A 15650-nucleotide genomic window follows, 5' to 3' on the forward strand; every position below is an offset into this window, starting at 1 on the left:
GGCGGGCGGAACGTAGTGTCTGTGGGGACCTCCAGGAAACTCCGTGACCGCGACCTCGACCGCCGGGCCAGTGCCGTCGCCGACCCTGATCTTGCGCCGGCGGCAACGGCCGTTTCGAGACACCGCGGGGATTACCGCCGGCCACTGGCGCGGCTGGCGGACGGGGCGGCGAAGGCAGCGGCCGAAGTGCTGGCACTCGCGGCGCCGGTGGACTGCGTCTGCTGCGGCGCTGAGGATCTGGCCCTTTGCGGGGGCTGCGAACGGCAGGTCCGGCTGCTGATGCGCCGGCCGTTCCGGGCAGAGGCCCAGGCGCCCGCCCTGATGGATGTGGACGGCTCCGCGCTCCTTGCGGTCGTGGCCGCCGGCGCCTACCGGGCGGAGCTGGCGCAGGCCGTCCTGTCCTTCAAGAGCCACGGCCAGGGACAGCTTGCGGAGGTGCTGTCGCAAGGACTGGCCCGGGCCATCCGGGCCGCTGCCGGGGACGCCCAGGGACTGCTGCTGGTCCCCGTGCCCACCAGCAGCGGCGCCTACCGGAATCGGGGCTTCAGTCCAGTCCACGTGCTGCTGGGCAGGATGCGGCGGATCCGGGCCCCGGGAAGCGGGCCGCCCGCCAGGTTCACGGCCGCCCATGCCCTCCGGAAGACCGGGGGAGCCAGGGGAACAACCGGCGGACAGAAGGGGCTGGGCCGCGGGGACCGCACACAGCGGGTGCGGGGGTCCATGCGGGTCCGCCGCGGGCTGTTCGCTCCAAAGGTGAACGGCCGGCCGTGCATCATCGTTGACGACGTGCTCACCACCGGGTCCACGGTGGCCGAGGCGGCCCGGGCGCTGCGGGCCGCCGGCGCCGTGGTCAGGGGCGCCGTCGTCGTCGCTGCGACACGCCCGCCCGGCACGCTCGACATCGGCGCCTCGGACCGTGCGGTGGCTGGGGAACCGCCGCGTCAAGGAAAAAAATAAACCAAAAAAGGATGAATAAGAGGTGGCTATGAACTAACGTCGGAGATGGGTACCAAGAATAGATGTACCTGTCGATAGCGGCTCGGAAAGGGGCTCGACTGTCAGTCAGATCAGCCCCAGGAAGTGCCGCCGTCGTGTCACCGAAGTCATTTGGAGGGCACCATGGAGTTCATGATCAGCGGACGTAATTTGACGGTCTCCGACCGGTTCCGCGAGTACGCCGACGAGAAGATCTCGAAGATCGCGTCGCTGGGGGACAAGGTCCAGAGGGTGGACGCGAAGGTTTCCAAGGAGACCAAGGCCCGGCAGACCGACGAGATGCTCACGGTTGAGCTGACCGTCCTGGGACGGGGTCCCGTGATTCGTGCCGAAGCCAGCGCCGCGGACAAGTTTGCCGCGTTCGACCTCGCCTACAACAAGCTTCTTGAACGCCTGCGCCGGGCGAAGGACCGCAAGAAGGTCCACCACGGCAGGCATACCCCCAAGTCCGTCACCGAGGCGACGGCAACACTCGCGCCGGCGAGCACCAGCGAACCCCTCTACGTCGAGGCGAACCACTGGCTGGAGCCCAAGGAAGCCCCCGCCGAGAAATCACCTTATGAGGTCGAGAACGATATCCCGGCCGGAGACTCACCGGTGCTCATCCGCCGGAAGGTTTTCCCCGCTGCATCCCTGACGCTCGACGACGCGGTCGACAACATGGAACTCGTGGGTCACGACTTCTACCTCTTCGTGGACAAGGAGACCAAGGCGCCATCGGTTGTGTACCGCCGCGAGGGGTGGACGTACGGAGTGATCTCCCTCGACCAGACCTGCGAGCCGGGTGAGGCTCCGCTGGAGGAGAAAATCCTGGCGTACCGTTCCGAGGATGAGCCGGCCAGCGCATAAGCTGGTGCTGACCATCCGACGAAGGGACTGACGTGCAGGAATCGCTGAGCCTCCAGCAGGCCCGGCGGATCGCACTGGCAGCCCAGGGATTGGACAAAGTACGGCCCGCCGGACCCGTGACTGCACGGGCGGTGGGCCGTACCCTTGCCCGCCTCCAGCTGGTCCAGATCGACTCCGTCAACGTGCTGTCCCGCAGCCATTACCTGCCGTTCTTTTCCCGCCTGGGGAACTACGACCGCACCATCCTTGACCGGATGGCGGGACGCCACCCGCGCCGCATGATGGAGTACTGGGCCCATGAGGCCAGCTTTATCCGTCCCGACCATTTCCAGGACCTGCTCCGGTGGCAGAGCCGCTCATGGGTCGGGGCCCACACCATGGATCCAGAGCTGCGGAGCGGCGTCGCCGCCCGGGTGCTTGAAGCGCTCGCCGCCGGCCGGCCGATGACCGCCGCCGAACTCACCGCCCGGCTGGGCCACGTGGAGGCCCGGCAACAGGACAACTGGGGCTGGAACTGGAACATTGTGAAACGCGTGCTGGAGCACCTCTTCGAGGCGGGCCTCATCTCGGCCGCCTCCCGCACCGACTCCTTTGAAAGGCGCTACACGCTCACCGCCAAGGTCCTTCCCGGGCTGCCGGATCCCGACGACGCAGCCGCCCCGGGCGCCGGGCCGGACGCCGGGCCGGACCAGGAGGACGCCGGACCGAACCGGGAGGCCGCGCTGGTCCGCCTGATCGACGCCGCCGCCCGCGCCCACGGCATCGGCACGCTGCGGTGCTTCGCTGATTACTTCCGGACGCCAATGCGTGCGTCCGCGATCGCCGTCGAACACCTCGCCGGCGCCGGCAGGCTGCTCCCCGTCACAGTGTCCGGCTGGAGCAAGCCCGTCTACCGGCACGCCGAGGCGAAACTCCCTCGCACGGCCACCGGCCGGGCTCTGCTGAGCCCCTTCGACTCGCTGGTCTTTGAGCGGCGCCGCCTGGAGGCCCTATTCGGTTTCCACTACCGCGTCGAGATCTACACCCCGGAGCCGAAGCGCCGCTTCGGCTACTACGTGCTGCCGTTCCTGCTTCGCGACGGGATCGTGGCCCGCGTCGACCTCAAAGCCGACCGGACCAACGGCCTCCTGCTGGCGAGGGCCGCTCACGCGGAGCCCGGCGCTCCCGCCGACACCGCCGTCGAACTCGCCGCGGAACTGCAGCTCATGGCAGAGTGGTTGGAGCTGGACCGGGTCGTTGTCTCCCCCAAAGGAGACCTGGCGCCGGCGCTCGCGGACGCGGTGTCCGGGGCAGGAAGCGGCGTATCCGCTCAGAGGGAACAGGCGTAACCGGCCCTGCGTCTCTCCCGTAGACTAAAAACGCCAGAATTCGGCAGCTTGAGACTGGGAGCAACTTCACGTGGCATCACTTATCGAAAAACTTCTCCGCACGGGTGACAAGAAAACCCTGAGGCACCTGCGGAACTATGCCGATTCCATTAATGCCCTTGAAAGCTCCTTCCAGACGTTCACCGACGCCGAACTGCGCCAGGAGACCGACCGTCTCCGCGCACGCCACGTCGACGGCGAGCAGCTCGATGACCTCCTGCCCGAGGCGTTCGCCGCCGTCCGCGAAGCCTCCTCCCGCACCCTCGGTATGCGGCACTTCGACGTCCAGCTGATGGGCGGCGCCGCCCTGCACCTGGGCAATATCGCCGAAATGAAGACCGGTGAAGGAAAGACCCTCGTGGCGACCGCTCCGGCCTACCTCAACGCCCTTGCCGGCAACGGTGTGCACGTGATCACCGTGAACGACTACCTGGCTGAATACCAGTCGGACCTCATGGGCCGTGTGTACCGGTTCCTCGGCCTGAGCAGCGGCTGCATCCTGTCCAACCAGGACCCCGCCCTGCGCCGCGAGCAGTACGCCGCGGATATTACCTATGGCACCAACAACGAATTCGGCTTCGACTACCTGCGCGACAACATGGCGTGGGACAAGTCCGAGCTCGTCCAGCGCGGCCACCACTTCGCGATCGTCGATGAGGTGGACTCCATCCTCATCGATGAGGCACGGACGCCGCTGATCATCTCCGGCCCCGCCCAGGGCGACACCAACCGCTGGTACAGCGAGTTCGCCAAGGTCGTCACCCGGCTCAAGCCGGACGAGGACTATGAGGTCGACGAAAAGAAGCGCACCGTCGGTGTGATGGAGGCCGGCATCGAAAAAGTCGAGGACTACCTCGGCATCCACAACCTCTACGAGTCCGCCAACACCCCCCTGATCGGCTTCCTCAACAACGCCATCAAGGCCAAGGAACTCTTCAAACGGGACAAGGACTACGTCATCCTCGACGGTGAGGTGCTGATCGTTGACGAGCACACGGGCCGAATCCTCGCGGGCCGGCGCTACAACGAAGGCATGCACCAGGCGATTGAGGCGAAGGAAGGCGTCGAGATCAAGGCCGAGAACCAGACGCTCGCCACGGTCACGCTGCAGAACTACTTCCGCATGTACGACAAGCTCGCGGGCATGACCGGTACGGCCGAGACCGAGGCCGCCGAGTTCATGAGCACCTACAAGCTCGGCGTCGTCGCGATCCCCACCAACCGCGACATGACGCGCATCGACCAGGCGGACCTCGTGTACAAGAACGAGGCCGTCAAGTTCGACGCCGTGGTCAAGGACATCGCCGAACGGCACGAAAAGGGCCAGCCGATCCTGGTCGGCACCACCAGCGTGGAAAAAAGCGAATACCTCTCCCGGCTGCTGGCCAAGGAAGGCGTCCGGCACGAGGTCCTGAACGCGAAGAACCACGCCCGTGAGGCCGCGATTGTGGCCCAGGCCGGCCGCAAGGCCGCCGTGACCGTGGCGACCAACATGGCGGGCCGCGGTACCGACATCATGCTCGGCGGCAACGCCGAGTTCACCGCCGTCGCCGACCTCGCCAAGCGCGGCCTGGACCCGGAGGAAAACTCCGAGGAATACGAAGCGGCCTGGCCCGCGGCCTTCGAAGCAGCCAAGCAGTCGGTCAAGGACGAGCACGAGGAAGTCCTCAGCCTCGGCGGGCTGTACGTGCTGGGCACCGAACGGCACGAATCACGCCGCATCGACAACCAGCTGCGCGGCCGCTCGGGACGCCAGGGCGACCCCGGCGAGTCCCGGTTCTACCTCTCCCTCACCGACGACCTGATGCGCCTGTTCAACTCGGGCGCGGCTGAACGGCTGATGAACAGCTCGGTGCCCGACGATGTCGCGCTCGAATCCAAGCTCGTCTCGCGTGCCATCGCCTCGGCCCAGGGCCAGGTCGAAGGCCGCAATGCCGAACAGCGGAAGAACGTCCTGAAGTACGACGACGTCCTAAACCGCCAGCGCGAGGCCATCTACGGTGACCGCCGCCGCATCCTCGAGGGCGATGACCTCCACGAGAAGGTCCAGTACTTCCTGGAAGACACCATCACCTCGTTCATCGAGGAAGCCACCGCGGAGGGCACCGGCGACGACTGGGACTTCAACCTGCTGTGGACCAACCTCAAAACGCTCTATCCCGTGAGCGTCACCCCGCGCGACCTCATCGACGAGGCCGGCGGAAAGTCGCGGATCACCGTGGACTTCCTCCGGGAGGAGATCCTCTCCGATGCGCGCCTGGTCTACCAGGCCCGCGAGGAAGCCATCGGCCACGAGAGCATGCGCGAGCTCGAACGCCGTGTGGTCCTGTCCGTGATCGGCCGCAAGTGGCAGGAACATCTCTATGAGATGGACTACCTGAAGGAAGGCATCGGCCTGCGTGCGATGGCCCAGCGCGACCCGCTGGTGGAATACCAGCGCGAGGGCTTCATCATGTTCCAGGCCATGATGGAGGCCATCCGGGAGGAGAGCGTCGGGTTCCTGTTCAATCTTGAGGTCGAGGTAACCCCCGCCGAGGACGTCGTCGTGGCCGACGCGGCGGGCCAGCACACCGAACACCACGAGCCGCAGATCCGGGCTGCCGGGCTGGAAGCCCCCGAAAAGCCGGCCCAGCTGCAGTACACGGCACCCGGCGAGGACGGTTCGGCCCAGACCCGCGTCGAGGCCAAGTCCTCCGGCCGCTCCGGCAACCCGGCCAAGGCCGCGCAGGACTCAGCGCGCCGCGCGAACAAAAAGAAGCGGCGCTAGCCGGCTGCCGGCCGGGCCGCAGCCGCCAGCCCGAACGGCGCAGCAGCGAAAGAGGACCGGAGCATGCTCCGGTCCTCTTTCGTTGCTGCCTCCTCTTCTCCTCCTCTCCTCGGTTCCGTGAGCCGGCCCCCAGCAGGTTTCCACGGACGACTTGTCCTGGGCTGTCAGCCGATTTCCAGCACGGTGACCCGCCAGGCAAGCCTGCTGCGCTCCAGCCTCAATGCGACCGCCCGGACCCGCAGCTCCTCGACCACCACGGCACTGGCCTCATAAACGTCGGCGGAGACCCGGCAGGCCCGGACGGAGCGGACTGCGGGGTTGCCGTGCAGGCGTCCGGCGGTCGGTGATGCCCCGCACGGTGCCCTCCGGGTCAGGGCGGCCCGGTGCTGCAGCGCCGCGAGGCAGCGTTCGTCGAGCCGCCGGGCGAGCTGCTGCGCCGGCCGGGTGCCGGCCAGCACCTCGATGGCGGCCTGAACCGTGCTGCGGGAGATCGCACAGATCTCGCGGTCCTGATCGGTCATGCGCAGCGGTGTGGCCGGAACGCCGGGACCGGCGCCGGGGGCGGCCGGGTCGGCGCCCCCGGGCACCAGACGCAGGGGTGCGGCAGTGGATGCGGGAACTTGCGCGGCGGCGCGGGGGCCGGGCAGGGCGCTCATGTTGCTTCCTTTGCTGTGGGCGGGCGGGTTGGACCGCTGTGCGGTCGTGGGGATGCTGGTGGTTCCGGCGGAGCCGTTAATGCCGTCCCGCGGCGTCTGGGGATTCAGTGCCCGGGCGGCAGCTGGAGCACCTGGCCCGGCCTCAGGAGGTTGGGGTTCCCGCCGATAATGTCCCGGTTGGCCTGATAGATCAGGGGCCAGTCCAGGGCGACGTCGACGTCGGAGGCGAAGGGTCCCAGACGGGCAGAGGACAGGCTCCACAGCGAATCTCCGGGGCGGACCGTCACCTCCGCGGGGAGGGCTCCGGGCTGCTGTTGCCGCAGCGGGCGTCCCGCCAGGGGGCCGGGTTCGACGACCGGGCTGAGTGGCCGCCATTGAGGATGGGCCACGGCCGGAGCGCCCGGCTGCGGCGCCGGTCCGGGGGTTTCAATGGCCGCAGGCGGCGGAGCTCCGGTTGGGATCGGGACCGCCGTCGGCGTCCACGCGGCGGATGCGGCCCGTACGGCCCACGGGGATCCGGGGACATCCGGCAGGGGAGAGGCGGCTGCCAGCGGTGCGGTGACCAGCTGGAGTCCGACCGCGGCCAGGGCGAGGCGGCGCATGAAGGCGGGGATGAACGTCCCGGCAGCCGAGGCGGCGCGGGCGTGCCCGTGGCGGTTGAGCAGTGCTGCCGCGACAGCAATGGCAAAAGACATGGCCCACCAGACGATGACGATCAGGCCGGCCGTGTTTGCCGCAATGCCCAGCTGCTCCTCGAACCCGACGGGCTGCTGCCGTCCTGGGGTTGACCGCCAGCGCTGGACGATGCTTCCGCCGTTGACGGCAAGGAAAACTCCGAGCAATAAGACAACGGCGGCCATGGCCGCGTCGGCGTCGAACACGCGGCGGCGCCTCGGTGGTGGGAAATCTGTTGCCCTCATGGTCTGACCGCCTCGCCTGAAGTGACAATACAATGATGTTGTTTGATGTTGTTTGATGTATTTAGTCTCAGTTTGATCCTTAAGGAAAGCATTTGTCCATAGAGAATTCAAAGCGGCGTGGTTGACCCTTGTGGCCTGGCGCGCCTAACCTGACGAAATGCGCTGGGATGCCCTGTTTGACGATCTGGAGACACAGCTGGCCGCCAGCGAGCGGCTGGATCTCGACGCGGAAATCGCGGAGCGGACACGGTCGGAGTCGGCGGCGGTGGAACTGGCCGACCGGCTGCGCGGCTCGCTGGGGCTGCTGATCGTGGTCGAGCTTGCGTCCGGATCGACGTTCCACGGGAGTCTGAGCCACGCCGGGAGCCAGGCCCTCGTTCTGGATGAACCGACGCACCAGGTGCTGGTTCCCTATGCCTCGGCGGTTCGCTATCTTGGGCTCTCGCGGCTCGCCGTGCCCGAGCCGTCCAGGGTCAGGCAAAGACTTGGCCTCGCCAGCGCCTTGCGCGGGCTGGCACGGGACCGCACCGGACTCGCCGTCCTGATCTCCGGTGGCTCAACGGGTGAAAGGACGCTCCACGGGGTGATTGACCGGGTCGGTCGCGACTACCTTGACCTGGCGGTCACCGGCGAAGGCGAGGACCGGCGGGCGGCCAACGTCCGGCAGCTGGCGACCATCCCTTTTGCCGCGCTGGCCGCCCTCAGGTCGGCCCGGGCTCCGGGCTACGGGGCATGATGAATGGGCGGGCGCCGCAGCGTATGCGGGACGCCGGCTCAGCGGGTCTTGGACTTGGTCTCTTCGATCATCCGGCTTGCCTCGGCGTACCGCTCCTCGATGTACTGCTCAAGCATCTTTTCCTCGACGCGCCACTGGCCACGTCCGCCCACCTGAATGGCCTTGAGTTGGCCGCTGCGCACCAGCGCGTAGGCCGCCGGGGCGTTGATCTGGAGCTGCTCTGCGACGTCGGCAAGGGTCAGGAATCGGGGCATGACTTCATTTTGCCACCAATGGCTTCGTCTGAGGCCGATATCCACAGTTTGCACTTCTTTGTTCCGGCATCTTCCCGTCAGGGCGCGAAGGCGTAACAATGAGGAGGCCCGGCCGGTGCCGGGCGGCGACTACGGGGGGAGCAGGCGCATGAGTGGGAGCACGGTGGCCGGCGGGGCGCGGCTGAAGAAACCGTCCTGGAAAGATCCCAGGCTCCTCATCGGCATCCTGCTCGTGCTGGCCTCCGTTGCAGGAGTCATCTCCCTGGTCGGCGCCGCGGACCAGACAGCCGATGCCTACACCGCACGGGAGGCGATCGCCGTGGGCGAAAAGCTGACCCCGGACAAATTGAACCGCGTCAAGGTGCGCCTGGGCGATGTGGAGCAGCAGTATCTGACGCCGGCGTCCGGCCTTCCGGACGGGCTCGTTGCCGTCCAGAGAATCGGCAAGGACCAACTGGTGCCGCGCGGGAGCTTAGGGCAAGTCGATGGCCTGGACCGGAAACCGGTCGCGGTCACCATCGATGAGGCGCTGCCCCCGCAGGCGGTTGCCGGGTCACGGGTGGACGTCTGGGTCGCGCTGCCCGACGACCGGAACGGGTTCATTCAGCCGGCCCTGCTGTTGCCGGGCGCCGAAGTCGCCCAGGTCAGCCCGGGCAGCACTGCGCTGGGGTCTGCCCGGTCCACTGTGGTGATGGTGCTGGTGACGGACGGCCAGATGCCCGATCTGCTGGGCGCGCAGGCCAACAAGGCCAAGATCTCCGTGGTCTGGAACCCAGGAGGCCCGGGCCGATGAGCATCCCGGTCGTCACCGTCGGGGATTCGCGCGAAGACCTGGTCGGCAGGCTGGAACGGCTTCACGGGCCGGTGTCCATCGTCCGGCGGTGCACCGAACTGGCGGAACTGCTGGCGGCGTGCCAGGGCGGCCTGGCCCGGGCCGCCGTCGTGGCGCAGGGCAGCGAGGAGTTGACGGCGTCGCTGGTCGACCGGCTGTCCGCCGTCGGTGTCGCCGTCCTGGCACTGACCGACAGTCCGGAGGAAAAGGCCCGGCTGCAGGGGATCGGCGTGGACGCCGACGTCACCGGCGTCGACGCCGCCGCGCTCGCCAGCCGCATCACGGGGGCGGTGGCACGACTGGCCGGACCTGACCAGCGGCTCCGGCGGGCAGGCGGCGCCGGCGTGGTCGATCCCGGCCCGACGCCGGCCCGTTCCGGCGGTGCTGTCGCGGAGGGATCCGGCCCGACGCCCGGCCGCTCTGGCGGTGCTACCGCTGAGGGACCGGAAGGATCCGGGGCCGGGCAGATCATTGCGGTGTGGGGCCCGGCCGGATCGCCGGGCCGGACCATGCTCGCTGCCAACATGGCGGCCGAACTCGCTGCCGCGGGAAAGTCGGTGTTGCTGGTGGATGCCGACAGCTACGGTGCCAGCGTCGCCGCCATGCTTGGACTCCTGGACGAAGCCGCAGGCCTCGCGCAGGCCTGCCGCCTGGCGGACCAGGGCCTCCTGGACGCCGAAGCTCTGCTCCGGATTGCGGCCCCCGTGGTGACCAGGGCGGGAACCTTCCGGGTGCTGACCGGCATCACCCGGGCGGACCGCTGGACTGAACTTCGCGCCGCGGCGCTGTCCCTCGTCCTGGCGCGCGCCCGGCAGGTCGTGGACGTCACCGTCATCGATACGGGGTTCTGCCTCGAAAGCGACGAAGAACTGAGTTTCGACACCATGGCGCCACGCCGGAACGCCGCGACGCTGAGGAGCCTTGAACTGGCGGACACCGTGTTCGCCGTCGGCGCCGCTGACTCGATCGGCGTCCCGCGGCTGGTCCGCGGCCTGGCCGAACTTGAAGCCGCCGTCCCGCAGGCGTCCGCGCGCGTGGTGCTGAACAAGGTCCGTCAGTCCGCAGTGGGGCGTTCCCCGGAGCGGCAACTGCGCGATGCCTGGGAGCGGTACGGCCCGACAGCCCCGTTGTTGGCGTTCCTCCCGGCCGATCCGGCCTCGAGTGATGCGGCCCTGCTCTCCGGATCGCTGCTGTTGGAAGCCGCGCCGGATTCCCCACTCCGGAGGGGCATCGCCGCCTTGGTTTGTGCACCCGTCCAGCAAAACAGCCGATCCTCTGTATTTTCCACCACAGCGAAGCGCCGCCTAAAGGGTTAGGCTCGCCATGAGGGCCGCAACGAAGCGGCCATGAATTTTCTTGATGGAGGCGTTTGTCGATGTCGTCTGGGTCCAGCGTGGAGGATCAACCCGTTTCGATCGGTGCCGGAGAAGGCTACCTGCGGGACTACTACGAGCACATCGCCGGGGAAGACGCCCGGGCTTATCCCGCCGAGTTGCTCGCGGCACGGGCGCAGACGCACCGTCAAACGGCGGAGCAGCGCTTCCCGGGCCACGCCAACATCGTGATCGCCGACGACGATGACCGCAGTGTCGTCTTCATCGTCACCGACGATATGCCCTTCCTCGTTGACTCGGTCAACGCCGAGCTGGTCCGGCAGCAGGCCCCCATCCACCTGGTGATGCATCCGCTGTTCGTCGTGACCCGCAACCGTGAGACCGGGGAGCTGGCCCGGGTCGCCCGGGTCCCCTCCCACCTGGGCATCTCCAGCGGCGACACGGCAGCGATGCCCAACCTGTCGCACCTGATCGCGCAGGGCGACAACGCCTCCCACATGGAATCCTGGATCGCCGTCGAAATCGACCGCGTCGACGACGCGAAACGGGCGGCGCTGACCGAGGGCATCGGCCGGGTGCTCAACGATGTGCGCGCCGCCGTCGAGGACTGGCCGAAGATGAGGAACCGGGCCATCCAGATTGCCGGGGACCTGGACAAGCTCGCCAATCCGGCGCAGATCGCCGAACTCCGCCAGGCCCAGGAACTGCTGCGCTGGCTGGACGACGGGAACTTCACCTTCCTCGGCTACCGCGAATACGACCTCAAGAACGAATCCGGCGAGGATGTCCTGGAACCCCGGGAGGAGAGCGGGCTGGGGCTGCTGCGTGCAAGTGCCGCCACGCCGCACCAGATCCAGCACCTGACGGAGACCGGCCGCAAGAAGGCACGGGAAAAGCGCGCGCTCGTCATCACCAAGGCCAACTCACGGTCCACCGTTCACCGCTCGGCCTACCTGGACTACATCGGCGTCAAAAGCTTCGACGCAGCCGGCAACGTCAACGGCGAACGGCGCTTCATCGGACTCTTCGCCACCACCGCGTACGCCGGATCCGTGCGTGACATCCCGGTGGTCCGGGAGAAGGTCGCCGCGGTCCTGCGGGATGCCGGTTTCCCGCCGGATTCACACTCCGGCAAGGACCTGCTGGGCATCCTCGAAACCTACCCCCGCGACGAGCTCTTCCAGATCGAGATCCCCGACCTGGCCGCCATTGCCACGAGCATCCAGCGCCTGCAGGAACGACGCCGGACCCGACTGTTCCTGCGCCCGGACATCTACGGCCGTTTCATGTCCGCACTCGTCTACCTTCCGCGCGACCGGTACACCACCAACGTGCGCCTGCGCATCGAGCAGGAACTGCGCGAGACCTTCGACGCAGTGTCCATCGACTACGAGGCGCGGATGACCGAATCCGCCCTGGCGCGGCTCTTCTTCCGGATCCGGCTTCCGAAGAACGCCGATGTTGGCAACGTCAACACCGACGACCTCGAAAAGCGGCTGGTCCGCGCGGCCCGCTCGTGGAGCGAAGGCATTGCCGAGGTCCTGCACGCCCGCGCCGACGGCCTCGGCGGCATCGAGGAAAACCGCGCCAAGGAGCTAGCCGCCGTGTGGGCCGAGGCCTTCCCGGCGAGCTACCGCGTCGACTACGAGGTGGAGGACGCCCTTGAGGACATCGCCCGCTTCGAGAAGTACGGTGCCGCCGCCGCCCTGGCCGGGCAAGCCGTCAAGGAGCACCCCGGCGTCCATGTCTACCTCCCCCACGGCGCCGGCGCGACCCTCGAAGAGGACGCCCGCGTCAAGCTCTACATGCTCGAGCCCAAGAGCCTGAGCCAGATCCTGCCCTACTTCCACAACCTGGGCCTGGAAGTCCTCGACGAGCGCCCGTTCGAGATCGAGACCGCTGACCACCGGGACTTCTTCCTCTACGACCTGGGCCTGAAGTACCCGGCCGGGGTGGACCCGCTCGAGACCGGGCAGCTGCTCGCGGACTCCTTCGGCGCCGCGGTGTCCGGTGCGGTGGAATCTGACAGCTTCGACCGGCTGGTCCTGCGCGAGGGAATGCACTGGCGCCAGGTCGTTGTGCTGCGCGCCTATGCCAAGTACATGCGGCAGATGGGCAACACCAACTCCTACGGGTTCCTGGCCGACACCCTGCTGGCCAACCCGGAGGTCAACCTCGGGCTCAGCGCCCTGTTCGAAGCCCGCTTCGATCCCTCCCTGGACGAGGAGGCGCGCCGGATCAGGCAGGACGAGGTCCGCTCCGCACTGGACGCTGCCATCGAAAAGGTCGCGACCCTCGACGCCGACCGGGTGCTGCGGACCTTTAAGAACCTGATCCTGGCGACCCTGCGGACGAACCATTACCAGAATAAGCCGCACCTCAGTTTCAAGCTCAACCCCGCCGCCATGGAAGGCCTGCCGTTCCCGCGGCCCATGTTCGAGATCTGGGTCTACTCGCCCCGGGTCGAGGGCGTGCATCTGCGCTTCGGCAAGGTCGCCCGCGGCGGGCTGCGGTGGTCGGACCGGCGCGAGGATTTCCGCACCGAGATCCTCGGCCTGGTCAAGGCCCAGACGGTCAAGAACGCCGTGATTGTGCCCACCGGCGCCAAGGGCGGGTTCTACGCCAAGCAGCTCCCGGACCCGGCGGCGGACCGCACCGCATGGATGGCCGAGGGCGTCGAAAGCTACAAGACCTTCATCCGCGGACTCCTGGACGTCACCGATAACCTCATCACGACGTCGGAGGGCGAGCAGCTGGTGCCGCCGGCCGACGTCGTCCGGCACGACGACGCCGATTCCTACCTCGTCGTCGCGGCCGACAAGGGAACGGCTTCCTTCTCCGACATCGCCAACGGCCTTGCCGCCGAATACGGTTTCTGGCTCGGCGATGCCTTCGCCTCCGGCGGGTCCGTCGGCTACGACCACAAGGCCATGGGCATCACCGCCCGCGGTGCCTGGGAATCCGTCAAGCGGCACTTCAGCGAACTGGACCTGGACACTCAGTCCGAGCCGTTCACCGTCGTCGGCGTCGGCGACATGTCCGGTGACGTGTTCGGCAACGGCATGCTGCTGTCCAAGCACATCCGGCTGCTGGCGGCCTTTGACCACCGGCATATCTTCCTCGATCCCACCCCGGACGAGACCGTCTCCTTCGCCGAGCGCCAGCGGCTCTTCGAGCTGCCCCGTTCATCCTGGGACGACTACAACAAGTCAATGATCAGCGAAGGCGGCGGGGTGTTTGCCCGCCAGTCCAAGTCCATCCCCGTCTCGGACCAGGTCAGGTCCGCGCTCGGACTGCCCGAGGGGACCACCCAGCTCAGCCCGCCCGAACTGCTGCGCGCGATCCTGCTCGCCCCGGCCGACCTGCTGTACAACGGCGGAATCGGCACCTACGTCAAGGCCGGCACCGAAACCAACGCCGTCGTCGGCGACAAAGCCAACGACTCCATCCGCGTCGACGGCCGGGACCTCCGCGTGAAAGTGGTCGGGGAGGGCGGAAACCTGGGCATGACCCAGCGTGGCCGGATTGAGGCGGCCCTCCAGGGCGTCATCCTGAACACCGATGCGATCGACAACTCCGCCGGCGTGGACTGCTCGGACCACGAGGTCAACATCAAGATCTTCGTGGACCGTATGGTTGCCGCTGGCAAACTGGATCCCGCGGAGCGTTCGGAGTTCCTGGCGTCGATGACCGACGAAGTCGGCCGCCTCGTGCTGGAGGACAACATCGACCAGAACATCCTGCTGCTCAATGACCGGATGCGGGTTTCCGAATGGAGCCCCAGCTACGAGCGCCTGATGGACTGGCTGGAGAAGTCCGCCGACCTCAAACGCGATCTGGAGGCGTTGCCGACCACCGAGACACTGCGCGAGCGGCTGGAGCAGGGCCAGGGCCTGACCTCGCCAGAGCTGTCGGTGCTGGCGGCCTACGCCAAGATCGAACTTGCCTCGGCGCTGAGAGACAGTGACCTGTCCGGGGACCCGTGGTTCCGGCAGACCCTGCGGGCCTACTTCCCGCAGCAGCTGCGCGACAGGTTCGACGCTGAGCTCGACACCCATCCGCTGCGGCGCGAAATCATCGCCACGGTGGTGGCCAACGACATGATCAACATGGGCGGCATCACCTTCGTGTTCCGCGCCATGGAGGAGACCTCGGCCACCGAGGCCGCCGTCGCCAAGGCCTTCGTGGCACTCCGGGAGGTGTACGAGCTGAACATCATGGTCGGGGAACTCAACGAGCTCCCCGCATCCTTCCCGACGGAGCACTGGAGCACCGTGCACCTGGACATCCGCCGGCTCCTGGACCGGGCCGTCCGGTGGGTCCTGAGCCAGTCCAACGCCTCCCGGCCCATTGCCGAGATCGTCGGCGAGTTCAAGCCGCTGATGGACCCCATGCGGGCACGCCTGCTGGACTACCTGCGCGGGGACGACCGTGCCCGGGTGGCGGAATGGCTCGAGAAGGCGCGCGGCTGGGAACTGCCCGAGGACCTGGCCCACCGTTGGGCGGAACTGTTCGAGAGCTTCGTGCTGCTCGACATCGCCAAGATCGTCCACGTCAGCCCGGAACCCGTCGAAAACATCGCCCATGTCTACTACACGGTGTTCAACCGCTTCCACGCCGACTCGCTGCTCGAACGCATCACGAAACTGCCCCGGAAGGACCGCTGGCAGGCGCTGGCCCGGGCGGCCCTCCGTGACGATCTTTACTCGACCGTTTCGGATATGACGGCGGCGGTGCTGGAGGCCACCTCTCCGGACCTGCCGGCGGAGGAACGGCTGCTGGCCTGGGAGGGCCAGAATGTTGAGCAGCTGGACCGGGCGAAGAGCATGTTTGACGAGGTCAACGCCCTCGAGGCCGATGACATGGCCTCGCTGTCGGTAGCATTGAGGCTCTTGAGGTCAATCGTCCGACGCTAGCCAGCTGGGCTGCCGGCGTCGCA

Annotated in this window: 11 protein-coding genes; 8 read left to right on the forward strand and 3 right to left on the reverse strand. The window is 67.6% G+C overall.

Annotated features, from left to right (window positions below; genetic code table 11):
• Positions 1-21: 21 nt before the first annotated feature.
• The 4 genes from QK291_RS10870 to secA all read left to right on the forward strand — a co-directional run bounded on the left by QK291_RS10870 (position 22) and on the right by secA (position 5979).
• Positions 22-957: a phosphoribosyltransferase family protein gene (locus QK291_RS10870; protein WP_282381625.1), complete on the forward strand. Its 936-nt coding sequence runs from the start codon at positions 22-24 to the stop codon at positions 955-957.
• Positions 958-1119: 162 nt separating this feature from the next.
• A complete protein-coding gene (gene raiA / locus QK291_RS10875; RefSeq protein WP_282381626.1) occupies positions 1120-1845 on the forward strand; it encodes a ribosome-associated translation inhibitor RaiA in 726 nt (241 codons plus the stop codon).
• Between the two features lie 32 nt (positions 1846-1877).
• A complete protein-coding gene (locus tag QK291_RS10880; RefSeq protein ID WP_282381628.1) occupies positions 1878-3173 on the forward strand; it encodes a crosslink repair DNA glycosylase YcaQ family protein in 1296 nt (431 codons plus the stop codon).
• A gap of 70 nt (positions 3174-3243) precedes the next feature.
• The gene (gene secA, locus QK291_RS10885) at positions 3244-5979 is read left to right on the forward strand and encodes a preprotein translocase subunit SecA (protein ID WP_282381630.1); all 2736 of its coding nucleotides are present in this window, start codon (positions 3244-3246) and stop codon (positions 5977-5979) included.
• Positions 5980-6143: 164 nt separating this feature from the next.
• Here the strand turns inward: secA and QK291_RS10890 are convergent, their stop codons facing one another.
• Positions 6144-6635 carry an Rv3235 family protein gene (locus tag QK291_RS10890; protein ID WP_282381632.1) on the reverse strand — a complete coding sequence of 164 codons (492 nt, stop codon included), beginning with the start codon at positions 6633-6635 and terminating at the stop codon, positions 6144-6146.
• 104 nt (positions 6636-6739) lie between these two features.
• Positions 6740-7555, reverse strand: coding sequence for a LysM peptidoglycan-binding domain-containing protein (locus QK291_RS10895; protein WP_282381634.1), 816 nt, complete (start codon positions 7553-7555; stop codon positions 6740-6742).
• Positions 7556-7712: 157 nt separating this feature from the next.
• On the opposite strand from QK291_RS10895, the gene QK291_RS10900 reads away from it, so the two are divergent.
• On the forward strand, positions 7713-8291 hold the full coding sequence (locus QK291_RS10900; protein WP_282381636.1) for a hypothetical protein: 579 nt from the start codon (positions 7713-7715) through the stop codon (positions 8289-8291).
• A 38-nt stretch (positions 8292-8329) separates the two neighbouring features.
• Here the strand turns inward: QK291_RS10900 and QK291_RS10905 are convergent, their stop codons facing one another.
• Positions 8330-8545, reverse strand: a complete 216-nt coding sequence (locus tag QK291_RS10905) for a helix-turn-helix domain-containing protein (RefSeq protein ID WP_282381638.1) — start codon at positions 8543-8545, stop codon at positions 8330-8332.
• A gap of 148 nt (positions 8546-8693) precedes the next feature.
• On the opposite strand from QK291_RS10905, the gene QK291_RS10910 reads away from it, so the two are divergent.
• From QK291_RS10910 to QK291_RS10920, 3 genes are read left to right on the forward strand one after another with little or no spacing between them, the layout of a single operon-like run.
• Entirely contained in the window at positions 8694-9338 is a 645-nt protein-coding gene (locus tag QK291_RS10910) for a hypothetical protein (RefSeq protein WP_282381640.1), read from the forward strand.
• Positions 9335-10693, forward strand: a complete 1359-nt coding sequence (locus QK291_RS10915; protein WP_282381642.1) for a P-loop NTPase — start codon at positions 9335-9337, stop codon at positions 10691-10693. Before QK291_RS10910 ends, QK291_RS10915 begins: the two co-directional genes overlap by 4 nt.
• A 59-nt stretch (positions 10694-10752) precedes the next feature.
• On the forward strand, positions 10753-15627 hold the full coding sequence (locus QK291_RS10920; protein WP_282381644.1) for an NAD-glutamate dehydrogenase: 4875 nt from the start codon (positions 10753-10755) through the stop codon (positions 15625-15627).
• The last annotated feature ends 23 nt before the right edge of the window (positions 15628-15650 follow it).

This window comes from Arthrobacter sp. AL12, assembly GCF_029960645.1.
Lineage (GTDB): Bacteria > Actinomycetota > Actinomycetes > Actinomycetales > Micrococcaceae > Arthrobacter.